Genomic DNA, 19,244 nt, shown 5'->3' with positions numbered 1-19,244 from the left:
GGTGGCGCCAAGGTCATCTAGCTGTTTATCTTACTTCGCAGGCTGTTCGCTACGAGATGCAGCGCCAGGCTGCCGCCATCACCAACGGCGAGGAGATTGTTCAGGAAACCCGTCACTACCAGGAGACCGACGGTACGACCTCCAAGGGCCGTCCGAAGGAGTCCCAGTCGGATTACCGCTACTTCAATGACCCGGACCTGCCGCCGGTGATTGCTCCGCGTGAGTGGGTCGAAGAAATCCGCGCCACCCTGCCGGAGCTTCCGTGGGTGCGTCGTGCTCGCATTCAGGACGAGTGGGGTCTGAAGGATGAGGAGATGCGCGACCTGGTCAATGCCGGCGCTCTCGATCTGATTGTCGACACAGTCGAGGCCGGCGCCGGCCCCGCTGAGGCTCGCTCCTGGTGGGTTGCCTACCTGGCGCAGAAGGCCAACGAGGCCGGTGTGGAATTGGTTGAGCTCGCGATTACTCCGGCGCAGGTTGCACGAGTGATTGCGCTGATTGAAGAGGGCAAGCTGACCAACAAGCTGGCTCGTAAGGCCGTTGACGGCGTCCTCGAGGGCGAGGGCGACGTTGACGAGGTCGTCGCCGCACGCGGCCTGGAGGTCGTTCGCGATGACGGCGCTATTGAGAAGGCTGTCGACGATGCGCTGGCTGCTAACCCGGACATCGTGGAGAAGTACCGAGCTGGCAATAAGAAGGTCGTCGGTGCCATTGTCGGCCAGGTTATGAAGGCCACCCGCGGCAAGGCAGATCCGGCTCAGGTCAACCAGCTGATTGCGAAGAAGCTGAGCTAGCAGCTCGGAAAACTTTAATCCGGGGAACCGCCGGCGGCACCATCACTCGGCAGTCTGACGACGCGCTCGTCAGACTCCGATGGTTGTGCCCCGGTGGTTTTATTCGTTGTGGCGCCCCAGACCTCAATGCCCTGATTGGACGCCACCGCCGCCACATGCGAGATATGGCCGAAGTCGCCGTCGACAAGCACTTCAGGGGACCCCTTAACCTCCCACGCCGCGCCGGGCCCGCTGTACTGTGCGCCGATGGGCATGGAGATGACCTTCTGCGCGTCTGGGATAGCAATGACCACGCGGTCACCCATCACCGCGCATCCACCGATGGAATCGTTGAGGTCAACACCGCCCATAGGGTTAATCACAGGGCCGGTGAGCTGCACCAGCTGTGGGGTGCCGTCGAGAATTGCCGTCGCCAACGGAGGCATGGTTGCCGGCCCGTGGCAGAACTGTTGAAATTCAATCCCCGGATCGCCCACAAGCAGTTTGCGCGGGGACTTTTTGCCCGAAGTCGGGTCTTCGGAAGCTTGATCAAAGTAGATTCCAAGAATGCCGGGTTCGCTAAGATCCGGGAGCTCGCGCACATCAGCAATGCCATCCTCCACGATGGTTACACGCGCGATGGTGTTGTCGTTACGCAGCACAAAGACCTGCCGGTCCTCTTCCACTGTGGGGCTGGGAAGCAGTTGTTTTGCAGGGGCACCGAGCCTTACAACTTCCCGCGGCGCCTTACCCGGTGCGACAACCGTAAGTGCACCATCGTTCGTGGCGACGAGTGCAGCTCCTGGGCCGAGGGGTGCGAGTGCAGTGGTGAGGGGAAGACAGGCAGCAAGGGTGACATCGTCAAGGTCACAAGGGCCCTTGTTTTCCGCCTTGCGTTCCGTGGTCGGTACCGGAGTAGATGGCAGATCGGGGGAGGAGAACTTGGGCATCGCAATCCCCGTGGGCTCCGTCTCTTGCTCGGTAAAAGGTAACTCGAGCGCATTCGACGCACTCATGCAACCGGAAAGGGAAAGCATCCCGACGACGGCAGCCGCGAAGGCGCCACGGTGCTTGGCACCGCGAGTGCGGTTCTGCAAACTGCCGCTACGAGCGGGATGGAATCTCATAGGCATACACAATACAGCCTTGTTTCACGGCCACGCCTGCGACCAAAAACGTCACAGTAGTTTTAATGTGGACGATGTGAGCGACTCAGAGAAGTACCCGAACGACCGCGCCCTCGAGAATGTGGAGGACGGATTCGATGACGATCTCGACGTCCCGACCTACCGCAAACTCGCTGAGCCAATGAACGAAGAAACCAGCCGTGATGACAGCGACAACACCGCGACCCAGGTTTTCCCAGGTGTGCCGGAAAAGCACGTAACGGCGGAGCCAGAGGCTGAGCAGGAGGTTGGACAGGAAGATTCTGCGCCGGATGATGAGACCGACAGCGAAGTTGTCGCTGATGCAGAACCTGAGCCGGAGCCAGAACTCGAACCTGAGCCAGAACCCGAACCTGAACCGGAACCGGAAGTCCAGGAAGCGTCGAAGAAGCGTTACGACGCCTACGCCGCAGCGGGCCGCACTGCTCCGCAGGTGATTAGCCCTGCCGGTAAGCCTTCGCCTCGAGCTGAGACTGAGGCGGAACCGGAGACGGAGATGATAGCGGGCATTGACGAATCTGCTCGGGATGAGCGCGTTAATCCGGACGAGGACTTTGGTCAGCCGACGGAAGCTTTCTCCACTTCTGAAAAATCAGAGGAGGACGTTTCCGCAGCCGCTACCCAGTACTTCGATGAATCGGACTTCGCTGAACCGGCGACGACTCTCGATACCGCTGGTGCTGCAGGAGTTGCAGGGGCCGCCGGTGGCACCGGTGCTGCCGGTGCAACCACAGCCACCGCTACCGGCGGCGAAGACGAGGACACGGACTTTTACGATGATGACGAGCAGGAGGTCCGTCGAGGTACCACCGACTTTGGTCTTCTGCTACTGCGTTTGGGACTAGGCGCGCTGCTGCTGATGCACGGCCTGACAACTCTGCTTGGCTGGGGCAACTCCGGCGGCACCACCGCACTGGAAGCGCAGTTTAATCAGAACAACTTTGCCCTTGGCCCGGTGATGGCTACCGCTATCCCAACAGTTGAGCTAATCGCAGGTACTTTGCTTATCTTGGGCCTTGCCACACCGCTGGCGGCAGCATTGGCACTGGCGCTCTCGGCCTACCTCAGCATGTTCGATGTGGCCACGACTGCCGATGGCGCGAACATCGTTGGAAAAGGCTCCGGCGACCTTCAGCTACAGCTGCTCATGACCTTCACCGCGCTTGGTCTGCAGTTCACCGGCCCGGGCCGCATCGGTCTGGACTTTGGCCGAGGCTGGGCGCGCCGTCCACTGGCATCGTCCTGGCTTTTCGGAATTTTTGCCATCGCGGTAGCTATTGGTCTGTGGTGGCTGACCACCGGCACGCTGCCCTTTATGCGCTAGTGCGGCTAGCGTAACTAGGTTCTCGATTCCGCCAGGGGGTACAATCCCTCCTATGCCAAAGTCGAGACGCACGTTAAAGACCACCCTCGCGGTGGTCTTTTTCATGGCTTCGATTGGTGTGACAACGTCGGTTCATTCACCCTCTATGGCTTCTGCCGATGAGCGCAATGCGGTTGCAGACTCCGCCCCGTCGACAAGCCCCTGTCCCACGCATGCCGTGAAACTGCCGCGCGTGAACCTCAACGACACGGGGCTGATTGAAACCGATTCACGCACACAGATGGCGGTGAGCTATTCGCCGGTGGGAGTGGGGTACAGCAGCCAGGCTTCGCAACGCCCGCTGCCGGCACTATCGCTGATTAAGCTGTATATCGGCCAGTACGTGCTCGACAACGGTACCGCCGACGACGTCAAACAGGTTGAGAAGATGATTTCGCGTTCCGACGACGATTTGGCAGCCGACTTCTATCGGAAGTACCCATTGTCTGTCGATTCCATTGCGACCGAGTATGGCCTGTATAACACCTCTGGAGGTGAGAAGTGGGGAGTGTCCAAGACCACCGCAGAGGACGTGGTGGCTTTTGTTTCTCAACTTCGCCTGAAACATCCCAACTCCGAAGTGCTTGAGGCGATGCGCCACTGGTCTCCGGTTGCCGCCGATGGCTATCGACAGAACTTTGGACTCGCAGGACTGTCCGGCTCGGAAGGCGCCAAGATGGGCTGGTCAAACCAGCGCACGTGGCATTCTTCCGTTGTTTTTGGTCCCGGGTACGTGATGGCTGCAATTACCGAGGGCGGAAAATACGACCACACTGAGGATGTCGCAGAGGGCATCGTGGGCGTTGACTACCGAGATTTGATGAAGTCCGCGAAAAGTGCGGGGAAGAAAACTAATCAGAAAACTGGCCAAAAAGTCGCCCGAGAAACGCCAAAGGCCCGTGCGGTACGCACAGGCCATTAAGCGGGCGAGGGAAGACTAGCTAGTCAGCGAATCTGGCTAGTCGACAATGCGAACTGCGCCTTTATCCGCACTGGATGCCATCTTGGCGTATGCGCGCAGTGCCTTGGACACCTTGCGCGGACGTGGCTTACGCGGGGTAAAGGGCTTGTCGCGCTTTAGCTCTTCGTCGTGGCGGGCAGCTAGCTCCTCGTCGGACACCTGAATCTCGAGGCGTCGCTCAGCGACATCGATGTATACCGGGTCGCCGTCACGCACGAGGCCGATTGCGCCGCCTGCTGCGGCCTCTGGAGAAACGTGACCAATGGACAGGCCAGAGGAACCGCCGGAGAAGCGGCCATCGGTGACTAGTGCGCAGACCTTGCCCAGGCCAGCGCCCTTGATGAATGCCGTCGGGTGCAGCATCTCCTGCATGCCCGGACCGCCGGAGGGGCCTTCGTAGATAACGAAGAGGACCTCGCCCGGCTGCAAGGTGCGGTTCAAGATGACGGAGACAGCTTCTTCCTGGCTCTCAACAACGCGCGCGGTGCCCGCGAAGTGGAACTGATCCTCGCCGATACCGGCAGTCTTCAGGACAGCGCCGTCCTCGGCGATGTTGCCGCGCAGGACGCACAGGCCGCCTTCCTTGGTGTAGGCGTGGTCGAAATCGCGGATGCAGCCATGCTTGGAGTCCGTATCCAGGCTCTCCCAGCGGTTGGAGGTGGAGAATGGCTCGGTGGTGCGGACACCGCCTGGAGCGGCGTGGAACAGCTCGATGGCCTCGTCGGTTGCCTTGCCACCGCGGATATCCCAGTTGTCCAGGTGCTCTTCCAAAGACGGGGAGTGCACAGAGCGGACATTCATTTGCAGGAGTCCAGCACGACGCAGCTCGCCGAGGATTGCCGGAATACCACCAGCGCGGTGGACATCCTCCATGTAGTAGTCCGAGTTCGGGGCAACCTTGGACAGACAGGGCACGCGTCGGGAAATGGCATCGATGTCAGAGAGATCGAAGTCAATCTCGCCCTCCTGTGCGGCAGCGAGAATGTGCAGCACGGTGTTGGTGGAGCCACCCATGGCTACGTCCAGCGTCATGGCGTTGACAAACGCATCGCGGTTGGCGATATTGCGAGGCAGAACGGATTCGTCGCCATCGTTGTAGTAGCTCTTCGCCAGATTCACAATTAGCTCACCGGCGCGGGTGAACAAGTCGCGGCGAGCTTGCTGAGTTGCCAGCGTGGAACCATTGCCCGGCAGAGACAGGCCGAGGGCCTCGGTCAGACAGTTCATGGAGTTTGCGGTGAACATACCCGAGCAGGAGCCGCAGGTCGGGCACGCCGAACGCTCGATGTCGAGCAGGTTCTTGTCATCGACCTTGTCATTCGCCGAGGCAGAAATCGCAGAAATGAGGTCGGAGCCAGGCTTGACGACGCCATCGATAACTACCGACGATCCCGATTCCATTGGCCCGCCGGAAACGAAGACCACTGGGATGTTCAGACGCAGGGCCGCATTGAGCATGCCCGGCGTGATCTTGTCGCAGTTGGAAATACAGACCAGCGCGTCTGCGGTGTGAGCGTTGACCATGTATTCCACGGAGTCCGCAATAATCTCGCGGGACGGCAGCGAGTAGAGCATGCCGTCGTGGCCCATGGCAATGCCGTCATCGACTGCGATGGTGTTGAACTCACGCGGAACACCGCCAGCTGCGGTCACGGCTTCGGCGACGATGTCGCCTACGTCCTTCAGGTGCACGTGGCCTGGAACGAACTGGGTGTAAGAGTTTGCAATTGCGATAATCGGCTTGCCGAAGTCGCTGTCGGTCATGCCTGTTGCGCGCCACAGGGAACGAGCGCCAGCGGCGTTGCGTCCGGCAGTGGTGACTTTGGAGCGAAGGGGGATCATGTGGGCTGCCCTTCCTAAATAGGGTGCAAGGTAACTAACTGTCCATACTAATCACAAAAAGCCCCTAATGTCTCATTTCGTGGTCACCGGTGTCCGCATAATGAGATTTAGGGGCTTTTGTGGGCTGTTGTGATTCTACTCGGTAGAGGCCTGCCCTTTAGCGTTGCCGCTTTTGGCCTTGGCATCAGCCTCAACGTCACTGACCTTCTTCATCACGGAGTAGCCATCGCGATCAAAGACCTCGACCTTGTCGTTCTCTGCCATTCGAGCAGAAGTAATCGGGTCCGGAATCATGCCGCCGGTAGCCTCCTTCAACTCGGGCAGGGAATTAAAGGTAATCGCTGGCAGGGCGATGCGCTCATCCGACTTTGTGACCGCGAACGCGCGGCCACCCTTGTTAAAGAAGATGCCTGCGAAATCGCTCCACGGCACCGAACGGCGATTGGATAGAAGGTATACCGCAGTAATTCCGCGTGGCCCCACGGTGGTGCGCACTCGGAAAATCCAAAGCGTATAAATCAACGGTGCCAGGAAGGTAACAGCCAGCCACGGGGTAAAACCGGTGGCAATTACACACAGCACGACCATGAACGCAACGATGAACAGATGCGTCTTCTGTGGGCGGAATCGCCGCGTCGCAATTTTTGGCTGTGGAGTCGATTCAGTCATGGCCTTTGATTGTAGCGGGTAGGTCGGATTGGTTAGTGCATGGTCGGCAGTTGTGCCTTACTGCGTGCCCGCCGAGTTCGGTTCTGCGTTGTTAGTGGAGTCCGTCGACTGCGATCCTCCAGTTCCCTCGTTGTCAGTGTTGTTCTGATTGGTGTTGGGTTGAGTGGAGGTAGTAGTCGATGATGGCGCGCGGTTCTGCGTGTTTTGAGGCTGTTGGGAAGTCTCGGTCGACTGATCCTGCGGTACCTGATTTTGCTGATTGGTTTCCGTAGGCTGCATATTTTGCCTGGTGTTGGTCGGCTGGGTAGTCGACTGGGAATTGGAGGACTTCTCCGAATCCTTCTCTTGAGTAGCCACCCGATCACTCCACCTGCTCGGGGCCAACCAGCCGGAGGGGCCGTCTTCGGTCTCAACGGTCATGAGGTTCAAGATGGACAGAATCAGAAGAGTTGCCAAGAGCACAATCGTCGACACGCGGGCGCGACCACCTGCGGAAAGAATCCTACGGACCTTCTGGCGCGTCGTGAGCGTTTTCCAATCAGGGTGGCTAATCAGCTTACGGATAACGCTATTGTCTCCGCTGTCGTCCTGGTCGCGTCGCGCATCGTCAAGGTCGGCACCCGCATGTGGCAGGTCAGATCGCTCGTTTCCGTCATGCTTATCGACGGCCTGGGTTGCCATCACCTGAGTTTCGGCGGTGTCCGGCTCGTTAGATGTGCCAGTTGTCGACGTGCCAGTCACTGTTGGAACGACTTCGGTTGGGGCGCTGTCCACGTCGTCAAGCGCCTGCTTTTCCGCTCGCTTAGCGTCGGACTGCCTGAGCTGCTCCAGCATTGTGTCATCGCGGACATGTCCGGTGATTTCTTCAGCGGGGTAGAAGGGGGTTTGCTGGGCGCGCTCGCCGTAGTCGTCCCACCAGGTGTCGATGACCGCGGCGCGAATAGCGCGTTCAATTAGCCATTGGTCGCCCGGTTTACAGTCGACAATCAGGCGCATGGTGACGGTCCAGGGCAGCCCCATGACCGAAGGGGGATTGAGCTCGGTCGAGGACTGCAGTTTGACCTCAGAGAGAACGGCATCCTTGATGGAATCCAGTGAAATGGCGCGTTCGGCGGCGGCGACGGTGCGCTCTTCCAAATCCTTGATGGAACCACCGGCGGTCATCGGTACTGGTACTTCTACGACAGCACGCGACCACTGCGAGGAATAGTTGATACACATGCGCGCCTCGGAGTTCGGCACGATGATTTCCTCGCCGTTAAGGGTTCGAATCGTGGTGGCACGCAGTGTCATATTGACGACATCGCCCTGAACAGTGCCCGAAGGTGAATGGAACTCGACCCAGTCACCGATACCATATTGCTTTTCGGCAATAATGAACACGCCTCCGAGGAAGTCGGCAATAACCCCCTGGGCGCCAAAACCAACAGCAGCGGAAACAACCGTTGCGGGAATGGCGGCGGCGGTGAGCGAGATGCCGAACTTCGAAAGAATCGCAACGATTAAGACGAAGTATGCAATAACTTCGACGATGTAAACGACAGCGCCAATCAGCGCGCGTCGTCCCTTCGACTGCTCTTCTTCAGTGGAGATGTTTCCGTCTGCAATCGCCAGAACGAATCGTCGGATACGGGGAACAAGAATCAGCAGAATGGCCAGGCATGCAATGGCGAGGCCGTTGCTGGCTATCCATTGCCATGCCCGTAACAACATGTATTGCAAAAATTCCATGCCCTCCACCGTAGGGCGTGCGCCTTAACGTGGGCTGAGTTTAAAGATAAAGATTTATGCATAAAGAAGGGGAGGTGGGGAGAGCAAGTGAGAGTGCTGGCGAAGAAAGGCTCTGGAGGGGTCGGGTGTACCAACCCCGGACTCAGTTCACACCGGCGATGGCGGGGGTGGCAGTATTTCTGGGTAGAGTGAATCCAAAGTTTGGGGCCGGGTTCTTGGGGGAATCGGGTGGGGGCATGGGTGGAGGACTCGGGTGGGGTGTCGACCAGGTGTCCAATTGGCGGGATTGACTTCTCACTATGTGGACGTTATGGTCGTAAGCAACGCCACATTCGTAGCGGCCCCGCGTGAATGTGAGTTGAGTAGTTGCCCGCTATGACCCAGGAGCGAAATCGTGAACGCGCACGAGCAGCACACCCCATCGCCCGCCCAATTCGCGGCTAAGGCGCGTACCAGCGCCCCCGAGCGAATTTCTGGTGCACAAGCCATTGTCCGATCCCTTGAAGAGCTCGGTGTCGAAGTAGCCTTCGGTATTCCCGGTGGCGCAGTGCTTCCGCTCTATGATCCGATTTATGACTCGGAAAAACTCCGCCACGTTCTCGTGCGCCACGAGCAGGGCGCTGGCCACGCAGCCACCGGTTACGCGCAGGTTTCCGGCAAGGTTGGCGTCTGCATCGCTACCTCTGGCCCGGGTGCTACCAACCTGGTTACTCCGCTCGCGGATGCTCAGATGGACTCCGTTCCGGTTGTTGCCATCACCGGTCAGGTCGGTCGCCCGCTGCTGGGTACCGATGCTTTCCAGGAGGCTGACATCCGCGGTGTGACGATGCCGATTACCAAGCACAACTTTATGGTCACCGAAGCCGAGGACATCCCCCGAGCTCTCGCCGAGGCATTCCACCTGGCATCCTCTGGTCGTCCGGGGCCGGTTCTGGTCGATGTCCCCAAGGACCTCCAGAACACGATGATTGACTTCACCTGGCCGCCGGAGATTAACCTGCCGGGCTACCGTCCGGTGACGACTCCGCACCAGCGTCAGATTGACGAAGCCGCCGAGATGATTGCTGCTGCACAGCGTCCGGTGCTCTACATCGGTGGCGGCGTCATCAAGGCTGATGCCTCCAAGGAGCTGATGGAGCTCGCTGAGAAGACTGGAGTTCCGGTTGTCACCACGCTGATGGCTCGCGGTGCGTTCCCGGACTCGCATCCACTCCATATGGGTATGCCGGGTATGCACGGCAAGGTCTCGGCCGTCGCTGCTCTGCAGAAGTCTGACCTGCTCATCACTATCGGTGCGCGTTTCGACGACCGCGTTACCGGTGACCTGAACTCCTTCGCGCCGAACGCGAGGGTCATCCACGCTGACATCGATCCGGCCGAGATTGGCAAGCTCCGCGAAGTCGACGTTCCCATCGTCGGTGATGCCCGCGAGGTTCTGTCCGCACTCAGCGAGGCCTACACCAAGCTCGGTCTTGACCGTCCGCAGATTGCCGATTGGCTGAAGCTTCTCGACGGTCTCCGCGACGAGTTCCCCCTTGGGTGGGAGGAGCCGACTGATGGTGCGATCGCTCCGCAGTTCGTGATTCAGACTTTGTCCGACATTGTCGGTCCGGAGGCTATCTATGCTGCTGGCGTCGGCCAGCACCAGATGTGGGCGGCCCAGTTTGTCCAGTACGAGAATCCGCGCACCTGGCTCAACTCCGGTGGTGCCGGCACGATGGGCTACTCGATTCCGGCTGCCATGGGCGCTAAGGCTGCGGCTCCGGAAAAGGAGGTCTGGGCCATCGATGGTGATGGTTGCTTCCAGATGACCAACCAGGAGCTGACCACCTGTGCAATGGAAGGTTTCCCCATCAAGGTTGCTCTGATTAACAATGGCAACCTGGGCATGGTCCGTCAGTGGCAGACGCTGTTCTACGATCAGCGCTACTCCAACACGAAGCTGCGCCCGGAGGATAACTCCTACCTGCCGGATTTCGTCCAGCTCTCCGAGGGACTTGGTTGCGTGGCTATCCGCGTGACCAAGAAGGAAGATGTCGCCGCTGCCATTAAGAAGGCGCGCGAAATCAACGATCGCCCGGTGGTTATCGACTTCATTGTCGGTGAGGATGCTCAGGTGTGGCCGATGGTCGCAGCTGGCAAGTCCAACGACGAAGTTGAATACGCACGTGGCCTACGCCCGCTGTTCAACGACGAGAACTCGGCGGCCGAGACCCCGGCTGACATCCACGGCACTGTCGTGGAAAATGCCGAAGACGCCGCTAAGCAGCGCGATGCCAACCACCCGACCATGAAGACCCGCTAATCGGGATCCGAAGCAACAGGAAGTGAGTCCCAAAAATGGCTGAACTGCACACTCTATCCGTGTTGACCCTCGATGAGCCGGGTATTCTGGTCCGCATTGCGGGCATGTTCACCCGTCGAGGTTTCAGCATCCAGTCGATTACCTCGGGTGAAACTGAGACCGAGGGAGTCAACCGCATTACCGTTGTGGTTGAGACTGAAACGCTGCCGATCGAACAGATCACCAAGCAACTCAACAAGTTGGTGCCCGTGCTGAAGGTTGTCCGCCAACCCCCAGAGACCATGGTGTCGCGCGGACTGCTGATGGTGAAGGTTTCCTGCGACAACACCAATCGTCCGCAGGTCGTCGATGCCGCCAATCTCTTCCGCGCCCGCGTGGTGGATGTCTCCCAGGACTCTGTCATCATTGAGGCAACGGGTGAGCGCTCGAAGCTAATAGCACTGCTGGAGGTCCTCGAGCCATTTGGTATCCGCGAGCTCATTCAGTCCGGTACCGTCGCAATGGCGCGCGGACCGAAGCCGATGCTCCAGACCCGCTAACAACTAAACGCTAAGATTTTTAACGAATCCGATTCGAAAAGAGGCTAATTTTTATGGCTATTGAACTGCTGTACGACGACGATGCTGATCTGTCCATCATCCAGGGCCGTAAGGTCGCCATCCTGGGCTACGGTTCCCAGGGCCACGCTCACGCTCAGAACCTGCGTGAGTCCGGTGTCGAGGTTGTTATCGGTTTGCGCGAAGGCTCCAAGTCGGCTGTGAAGGCCAAGGAAGCTGGCTTCGAGGTTAAGTCCAACGCAGATGCCGCTGCATGGGCAGACGTCATCATGGTGCTGGTTCCGGATACCACTCAGGCAAAGGTTTACGCCGAGGACATCGAGCCGAACCTAAAGGACGGCGACGCACTGTTCTTCGGCCACGGCCTGAATATCCACTTTGACCTGATTAAGCCGGCTGACAACATCACCGTCGGTATGGTTGCGCCGAAGGGCCCGGGTCACCTGGTTCGTCGTCAGTTTGTCGACGGCAAGGGCGTTCCGTGCCTGATTGCCGTTGACCAGGACCCGAAGGGTGAGGGCAAGGCACTGGCTCTGTCTTACGCTGCCGCCATCGGTGGAGCTCGCGCTGGCGTTATCCCGACCACCTTCGAGGCTGAGACCGTCACCGACCTCTTCGGTGAACAGGCTGTTCTCTGTGGCGGCACTGAGGAACTGGTCAAGGTCGGTTTCGAGGTTCTGGTTGAGGCTGGCTACGAGCCGGAGATGGCTTACTTCGAGTGCCTGCACGAGTTGAAGCTGATTGTTGACCTGATGTTCGAGGGCGGCATCGCCAACATGAACTACTCGGTCTCCGACACCGCTGAGTTCGGTGGCTACCTTTCCGGCCCGCGCGTCATCACCGCTGATACCAAGCAGCACATGCGCGAGATTCTGTCCGACATTCAGGACGGCACCTTCACCAAGCGCCTGATTGCCAACGTCGAGGGTGGCAACAAGGAGCTCGAGGAGCTGCGCGCATCCTACAACAACCACCAGATTGAAGAGGTTGGTTCCAAGCTGCGCGACCTGATGAGCTGGGTCAAGGTCGATGCTCGCGCTGAGACTGCCTAAGTCGGTTTCCGCAAGCGAATAAGTCGCTTAAGCGAACATAGGGCTTCATCACTGAGCTTCACCGCTGTGATGAGGCCCTTTTTCGTGCTCCCTATCTACCGAACTCCGGTCGAATTTCTGGGTTAAAGGTTTCCTCATCGTCAACGTTCGATAGTCTAATCGTTGAAATCAAATTATTTCACGGAGGTAAATGTGCGAGTATCCGCAATGGCGCGGCGCGTGACGGCAACGGTTGCCCTGACGGCCAGCTTGGCGTTGGGATCGAGCGTCCTGGTCGCGTGTGGCAGTTCCGACGACGCTGTCTCAGCGAAGAAGGTCGATGCCGAGTCGACCGTGCTTAGCGACGACATCGCAGCGTCGGAAAGCCTGATTGACAGTTCGGAAGCTGTTGTCGTTTCTTCTGCCGGCTCGGCTGAGCAGCGTCGAGCAGCAGGTATCGCGATTGCCGCTGGACTACCGATGCTGGTCGTCGGTTCTGCTCAGGATGCGGAAGATGACAGCACCGCTAAGAGCCCGAAAAAGGATGCTCGTGGCCGCGATACTGGTGCCAATATCGCTGATGTGGAAAAGGAAATTGACCGTCTGGGAGCTAAGACTGTCCTCACGGTGGGCGCAGTTGACCTGACTGGGGGAGAAGGCCGTCAGGTAATTGCAGATCCGGGTACGACCGAGGGGCTCAAGGAGCTCGTCGGGACTGAGTTTGAAGTACTCGAGGAGCCGGAGTCGAAGCCGACCCGCGCCGTGGTTGAGATGGATCCCGAGAAGCCTTCTGTAGTCGAGGATAAGGTGGCGAAGGAGGGACAGACCAACCCAGACGCACAGGATCGTGCTAGCGACGGCCAGGATGATAAGGGGCAGGAAACTGTAACGCTGCCGAAGGAATCTCCCAAGGAAGTAAAGGATAAGCTCGCGTTGGTCGCACCGGGCACCGGTCTGGCTTCCATTGCCACCGCTCGCGCTGCCGGTCTAAAGGTCAGCTGGTTGCCGGTTGGAGACGCACGCGCTACTTCCGAGTCGATTGCCGCTGCTCGCGACGGTGAATCCCTCATCGCTCTGGGCAAAGTTTTCGGCGATAAGGATAAGTTTGATCAGTCCATCGAATTGGCCAAGGATGACAAGGTCAAGGAACTCCCGGGTGGGGGCACGCTGCTGTTCCCGGGTCGTCATTTGATTGCAACCTATGGTCACCCAGGTGTCGCCCCGCTAGGTGTCATGGGCGAAGATGACCCAGAGGGCGCTGTCGCCCGCGCGAAGGATTACGTCAAGCAGTATGAGCAGTTCGCAGATGACCCGGTTCTGCCAGCATTTGAGATTATCGCTTCGGTAGCACAGGCGGACCCAGGCCCGCGTGGGGACTACTCCGAGCCGGCTCCGGTTGAGTCTCTGAAGCCGTACGTTGAGGCCATGACTAAGGCCGGCGGCTACGTAATCATTGACTTGCAGCCGGGTAGCGCCGATTTCCTGGATCAGGCCAAGTTCTACGAAGAGCTGTTGAAGATGCCGAACGTCGGTCTGGCGCTGGACCCGGAGTGGAAGATGGAGCCTGGTCAGGTTCCTGCAACCGAGGTAGGTCACGTTAAGGCTGAGGAGGTCAACCGTGTTGCTGACTGGTTGGCGGAGTTGACGCGCAACAACAACCTGCCGCAGAAGATGTTGATGCTGCACCAGTTCCAGCTGCAGATGATTCGTGACCGCGAGACGCTGGATCTGTCGCACCCGGAGCTCGCGTTTGTGTTGCATGCCGACGGACATGGCACTCCTCAGGAGAAATTCGAAACCTGGAATGTCATGCTGCAGGATTTGCAGCCAGAGATTTTCGAGGCCTGGAAGAACTTCATCGATGAGGATCAGCCGATGTTCACTCCTGAGGAGACCATGAACATCGAACCGCGGCCATGGTTGGTTACTTACCAGTAGGTTATGTACCAGCAAGAATGAAGATTTAACGCGAAACGTTTCGATTCGCGTTAATTTCGGTTACCGACTCGACTGTCGGGGGCAACGGCGCTTACTCCCTAAACAAAGGGTAGTAAGCGCCGTTTTGTTTAGGTAAGTCCCCCCGGGGCTCACCCCCAGAGTTTATGATGAGACGTAATGCGCGTGCACGCTTTAGTAGTTTTCTTAAGTGACACCGCACATACTGCATAAATATTTCGAGACAAACCAGGAGATGCTTGTGAGCCAGAACGCTCGCCCCGTTGTCCTCATCGCCGATAAGCTGGCACAGTCCACCGTGGACGCATTGGGGGATTCCGTTGAGGTCCGTTGGGTAGATGGCCCGAACCGCGCTGAGCTCCTGGCTGCGGTTGGTGACGCAGACGCATTGCTCGTCCGCTCCGCTACCACCGTGGACCAGGAAGTCCTCGAGGCTGCTCCGAATCTGAAGATCGTCGGCCGTGCCGGCGTTGGCCTGGATAACGTCGACATTGATACCGCTACCAAGCGCGGTGTCATGGTTGTCAACGCTCCGACCTCCAATATTCACTCCGCGTGTGAGCACGCAATTGCGCTGCTGTTGGCCACCGCTCGCCAGCTGCCGGCGGCGGATGCTTCGCTGCGCGAGGGGGAGTGGAAGCGCTCTTCCTTCAAGGGCGTCGAAATCTTCGGCAAGACCGTCGGTATCGTCGGTTTCGGCCACATCGGCCAGCTGTTTGCGCAGCGTCTTGCTGCTTTCGAGACCAACATCATTGCGTACGATCCGTACGCTAACCCGGCTCGTGCCGCTCAGCTCGGCGTTGAGTTGGTCGAGCTGGAAGACCTGATGGCTCGCGCTGATTTCGTGACCATCCACCTGCCGAAGACCAAGGAAACCGCTGGCATGTTCGATGCTGAGCTCCTGGGCAAGGCAAAGAAGGGCCAGATCATCATCAACGCCGCCCGCGGCGGTCTCGTCGATGAGCAGGCGCTTGCCGACGCGATTAAGGCTGGCAACATCCGTGGTGCTGGTTTCGACGTGTACGCGACCGAGCCGTGCACGGATTCCCCGCTGTTCGGCCTGCCGGAGACCGTCTGTGCGCCGCACCTGGGTGCCTCCACGGTTGAGGCTCAGGACCGCGCTGGTACTGACGTTGCCGAATCAGTTCTGCTGGCACTTGCCGGCGAGTTCGTTCCGGATGCCGTCAATGTTTCCGGTGGCGCTGTCGGTGAAGAGGTTGCCCTGTGGCTCGAGCTGGCTCGTGAGCTGGGCTTGGTTGCAGGTGGTCTGCTGGAGGGCGCTCCGGCTGCTGTTGAGGTCACCGCTCGCGGTGAGCTGCACACCGAGGACGTAAACGTCCTGGGTATGGCCGCAATCCGTGGCCTGTTCTCCCTCATGGTGGAGGAACCGGTTACCTTCGTCAACGCCCCGCGAATCGCTGAAGAGCGTGGCGTGACCTTCACTGTCGAGACCGAGCCGGAGTCCGTCTCTCACCGCTCCGTCCTGGAGGTCAAGGTTATCGGTGCCGACGGCTCCACTGCCACCGTTGTCGGTGCCCTCACCGGCCTGAACCGCGTCGAGAAGATTGTCCGCATCAATGGCCGTGGCATCGACATGCGTGCTCAGGGCCGCAACCTGTTCCTGCTGTACAAGGACGTTCCGGGTGCTCTCGGCCGCGTTGCCACCACCCTGGGTGAGTCCGGCATCAACATTGAGGCCGCTGCTCTGTCCCCACAGGAAGCCGACAAGACCGCCATCCTGGTGCTGCGCGTTTCCAAGGAGGTTCCGGAGGAGCTCGTCGAGAAGATTGCCGACGAGATTTCTGCGACCCACGCTCTGCAGCTTGAGCTGGACTAGTGTCAGTCTCTAACACATGAAAAAATCCCCTCCGCCTGGAGGGGATTTTTGCTTGCCGGCTAATCTTTTCAGCCGCGTTTTCAGCTAGTTTTACTAGCCCTTCATAGAGCCCTTCTCGATCATGTTGACGTGGAAGTCGAAGGCAGTGCGCAGGTCGTGCGGGGTCGACATTGCCGGGGAGGTCTTCAGTGCGCGCTCGTAGTATTCCTCCAGCAGCGGCTGGTACTCCGGGTGCGCAACGGAGATCATCTTGGCGACGCGATCGCGCGGTGCCAGGCCACGCAGGTCAGCGAAGCCACGCTCAGTGATGATGACCATGGCGTCGTGCTCAGTGTGGTCAATGTGCGATGCGAACGGCACGATGGTCGAGATCGCACCGTCCTTCGCCAGCGACGGCGAGATGAACGAGGAAACGAAGGCGTTACGGGTGAAGTCGCCCGAACCGCCGATGCCGTTCATCATGCGGGTGCCGTTGATGTGGGTGGAGTTGACGTTGCCGTAGATATCGGCCTCGATCATGCCGTTGGTGGCAATCAGACCAACGCGGCGGACAACCTCCGGGTGGTTGGAGATCTGCTGCGGGCGCAGGATGATGTTCTTGCGGTAACGAGCAGCCTCGTTGTTCATGCGCTCGGCTGCTTCCGGAGACAGCGAGAAGGAGGTAGCCGATGCGACAGTCATCTTGCCGGCGTCAATCAGGTCAATCATGCCGTCCTGAATAACCTCGGTGTAGGCCTTGATGTTCTCAAACTTGGAGTCCAGCAGGCCAGCCATCACGGCATTCGGCACGTTACCGACACCCGACTGCATAATGTACTGGTCGTAGGCCAGGCGGCCGGCGCGAACCTCACCCTCGAGGAAGTCCAGGAAGTGACCGGCAATTGCCTTGGAAGTATCATCCAACGGCTTGAACGGGGAGTTGCGGTCCGGAGCGTTGGTCTCGACAACTGCGACAACCTTGTCCAGGTTGATGTCGATGTACGGCGTACCGACACGGTCACCCGGAGCATTAATCGGCACCGGCGTGCGGTTAGGCAGGTGCTGGATGCGGTAGATGTCGTGCATGCCCTCGAGTTCCTCGGACTGCCACGAGTTGACCTCGAGTATGATCTTGTCGGCGTTGTCCATCCACTCGACGTTGTTACCAACGCTTGACGACGGAATCAGGTGTCCCTCTTCCGTGATACGCGTGACCTCCACGATGGCAGCGTCAATCGGCAGGAAGCCCTGCTCGATGTACAGCGCGGAGTGGGAGAGGTGGATGTCCTGGTACTTTGCCTTGCCTGCGTTAATGGACTTACGCAGTGCCGGGTCGCCCTGGTACGGCATGCGGTAGCGGATGATGTCGGCCTCTGCCATCACACCGTCACAGTCTGGGGCGGTGGAAGCACCGGTGTAGATGTCGACAGCGAATTCTTCACCCTTGGCGTGGAGTTCCTTGCCTCGATTTGCCAGCGCAGTCGGCAGAGCCTTCGGGTAGCCAGCGCCGGTGAAGCCGGAGATGCCGAGGGCATCACCGTGATTGATAAACTGTGCCGCCTCATCGGCGGTCATAACCTTGCCGCGCAAACCGGCATGTGCGATGCGATCAGACATGTCATCTCCTAAGTTGACTGGTCGACTTTAGTTTTGTCGCCTAACCTAGCATGCGCTAACAGTGTGTTGCCACACTCGCAGGTCGAGAAGTGATTTATGACACTACAAGGGTTACAGGTGGTCGCTAATGGGGCTTCTTCCTGCGCATTGTGGCGGTTTCAACTTATAGCAGTGCCTGTACTTCTTCGTCGGTGAGCATGGCATCCTCGAATGCTTGCAACGTGGCCTCTGGGTCAAATTCCACACCGATGAGTACAACTTCGTTGGATGGCGGGACATCTGTCTGTGCCCACATGACAGCAGGGGTTATTTTCAGATTTGGCCCTGCCTGGCTCCACACGTGGGCGACCTCTAGGCGGTCGGAAATCCAACAATGTCCCTTGGGGCGTACGAGCCCCTTTGTGCCACGCAGTGCCTTAATCAGTCGCTCGCGATCGAAAGGGCGGTTACCGCGGAAGAAAACGGAGGAAATACCGTACTCTTCGGTTTCCGGAGTGTGCGGGTTCGCGAGTTCCTCGGCGTAGCCGTGGAAAGTGGCTGCCGTGTCTTCGTCGTAAAGCGATGCGTCGAGAATGGCGGCGGTGGCGATGTCACCATTGGTCACGCGGAGGATGCGTGCTCGGGGGTTCATCGCGCGGATGGTTTCCTCGGTGCCGCCGGTGAGGTTTTCGCCGGCGAGGTCGGATTTGGTGATGAGGATGAGGTCGGCGAATTCCACTTGGTCGACAAGGAGGTCAGCGACGGTACGCTCGTCGTCAGGCAGTGCGCGCCCCTGCCGTAGGCTGTCGAGGAATGTCGAAGCATCGACGAGCGTGACCATGGTGTCGATGGGGGCGATGTCTGCGAGACGACGGCCGTCATCAAACTCCCACTCGAAGGTGGCGGCGACAGGCATGGGTTCGGAGATGCCGGTGGATTCGATGACGATGTGCTCGAATTTGCCGCTCCGTGCGAGCTTGCCGACGTTGTCAACAAGGTCATCTCGAAGCGTGCAGCAGATGCAGCCGTTGGACATTTCGATAAAGCGGTCTTCGCCGCGTTCGAGATAGGTTCCCTGCTCGATGAGTGCGGCATCGACGTTGACTTCCGAGAAGTCGTTGACAATGACCGCAATCTTGCGCCCTTGCGAGTTAGCCAGGAGGCTGTTCAGGAGGGTGGTCTTGCCGGCGCCCAGAAATCCGGACAGGACGGTGACGGGAGTGGTTTCGTCGGGAGTGGTTTTGTCGGGGGTATCAAAAGATTCAGTAGAAGTCACTCGACAAGATTAACGTACTGAAAATGGTTATCAATAAAAGGTTTGCAGGTTGGAAGCTGGGAGGCCTCGGAGTGTGTTGCGCTACCGATCTTTGGTCGGCTGTGACGTGAAGCATAAAACGGTGTTGTAGTCGGCGTTAGTGGCGCGTGGAGTGTGCCTAAAATGGGGGCGTTTTCAGACTTTCGAATGAAAGGCGCTAACC

Annotated in this window: 13 protein-coding genes and 1 pseudogene; 8 read left to right on the top strand and 6 right to left on the bottom strand. The window is 58.9% G+C overall.

The window, feature by feature from the left end:
• Window positions 1–794 (top strand): annotated as a pseudogene (locus Q0U90_RS09660) (Asp-tRNA(Asn)/Glu-tRNA(Gln) amidotransferase GatCAB subunit B); the annotation flags it as partial.
• A gap of 14 nt (window positions 795–808) precedes the next feature.
• Here Q0U90_RS09660 and Q0U90_RS09655 read toward each other — a convergent pair.
• Window positions 809–1,900, bottom strand: a complete 1,092-nt coding sequence (locus Q0U90_RS09655; RefSeq protein WP_297454275.1) for a glucose dehydrogenase — start codon at window positions 1,898–1,900, stop codon at window positions 809–811.
• A gap of 76 nt (window positions 1,901–1,976) precedes the next feature.
• Between Q0U90_RS09655 and Q0U90_RS09650 the strand changes: the two genes are divergently transcribed.
• A complete protein-coding gene (locus Q0U90_RS09650) occupies window positions 1,977–3,263 on the top strand; it encodes a DoxX family membrane protein (protein WP_297454271.1) in 1,287 nt (428 codons plus the stop codon).
• Window positions 3,264–3,315: 52 nt separating this feature from the next.
• The gene (locus Q0U90_RS09645) at window positions 3,316–4,224 is read left to right on the top strand and encodes a hypothetical protein (RefSeq protein ID WP_297454269.1); all 909 of its coding nucleotides are present in this window, start codon (window positions 3,316–3,318) and stop codon (window positions 4,222–4,224) included.
• A 36-nt stretch (window positions 4,225–4,260) separates the two neighbouring features.
• Here the strand turns inward: Q0U90_RS09645 and ilvD are convergent, their stop codons facing one another.
• The 3 genes from ilvD to Q0U90_RS09630 form a co-directional block, all read right to left on the bottom strand.
• Window positions 4,261–6,105 carry a dihydroxy-acid dehydratase gene (ilvD, locus tag Q0U90_RS09640; protein WP_297454266.1) on the bottom strand — a complete coding sequence of 615 codons (1,845 nt, stop codon included), beginning with the start codon at window positions 6,103–6,105 and terminating at the stop codon, window positions 4,261–4,263.
• A gap of 135 nt (window positions 6,106–6,240) precedes the next feature.
• The gene (locus tag Q0U90_RS09635; protein WP_297454262.1) at window positions 6,241–6,774 is read right to left on the bottom strand and encodes a PH domain-containing protein; all 534 of its coding nucleotides are present in this window, start codon (window positions 6,772–6,774) and stop codon (window positions 6,241–6,243) included.
• Between the two features lie 57 nt (window positions 6,775–6,831).
• Entirely contained in the window at window positions 6,832–8,505 is a 1,674-nt protein-coding gene (locus tag Q0U90_RS09630) for a mechanosensitive ion channel domain-containing protein (RefSeq protein WP_297454259.1), read from the bottom strand.
• Between the two features lie 394 nt (window positions 8,506–8,899).
• On the opposite strand from Q0U90_RS09630, the gene Q0U90_RS09625 reads away from it, so the two are divergent.
• From Q0U90_RS09625 to serA, 5 genes are all read left to right on the top strand, one after another.
• Entirely contained in the window at window positions 8,900–10,810 is a 1,911-nt protein-coding gene (locus Q0U90_RS09625; protein ID WP_297454256.1) for an acetolactate synthase large subunit, read from the top strand.
• A 35-nt stretch (window positions 10,811–10,845) separates the two neighbouring features.
• Complete coding sequence (gene ilvN, locus Q0U90_RS09620) at window positions 10,846–11,349, top strand: acetolactate synthase small subunit (protein WP_297454253.1); 504 nt, start codon at window positions 10,846–10,848, stop codon at window positions 11,347–11,349.
• A 53-nt stretch (window positions 11,350–11,402) separates the two neighbouring features.
• Entirely contained in the window at window positions 11,403–12,419 is a 1,017-nt protein-coding gene (gene ilvC / locus Q0U90_RS09615) for a ketol-acid reductoisomerase (RefSeq protein ID WP_297454250.1), read from the top strand.
• A gap of 162 nt (window positions 12,420–12,581) precedes the next feature.
• Entirely contained in the window at window positions 12,582–14,336 is a 1,755-nt protein-coding gene (locus Q0U90_RS09610) for a hypothetical protein (RefSeq protein ID WP_297454247.1), read from the top strand.
• A 259-nt stretch (window positions 14,337–14,595) separates the two neighbouring features.
• Window positions 14,596–16,191, top strand: coding sequence for a phosphoglycerate dehydrogenase (serA, locus tag Q0U90_RS09605; protein WP_297454244.1), 1,596 nt, complete (start codon window positions 14,596–14,598; stop codon window positions 16,189–16,191).
• A 93-nt stretch (window positions 16,192–16,284) separates the two neighbouring features.
• On the opposite strand, the gene Q0U90_RS09600 is transcribed toward serA, so the two are convergent.
• Together Q0U90_RS09600 and Q0U90_RS09595 are read right to left on the bottom strand one after the other, a co-directional pair.
• Window positions 16,285–17,787 (bottom strand): acetyl-CoA hydrolase/transferase family protein, encoded by a 1,503-nt coding sequence (locus Q0U90_RS09600; RefSeq protein WP_297454241.1) that lies wholly within the window; start codon window positions 17,785–17,787, stop codon window positions 16,285–16,287.
• A gap of 163 nt (window positions 17,788–17,950) precedes the next feature.
• Entirely contained in the window at window positions 17,951–19,042 is a 1,092-nt protein-coding gene (locus tag Q0U90_RS09595; RefSeq protein WP_297454237.1) for a GTP-binding protein, read from the bottom strand.
• Window positions 19,043–19,244 lie beyond the last annotated feature (202 nt).

This window comes from uncultured Corynebacterium sp. (assembly GCF_946998835.1).
Lineage (GTDB): Bacteria > Actinomycetota > Actinomycetes > Mycobacteriales > Mycobacteriaceae > Corynebacterium.
The sequence above is the reverse complement of the archived record's forward strand: the minus strand, read 5'-3'. Positions and strand labels throughout refer to the sequence as shown.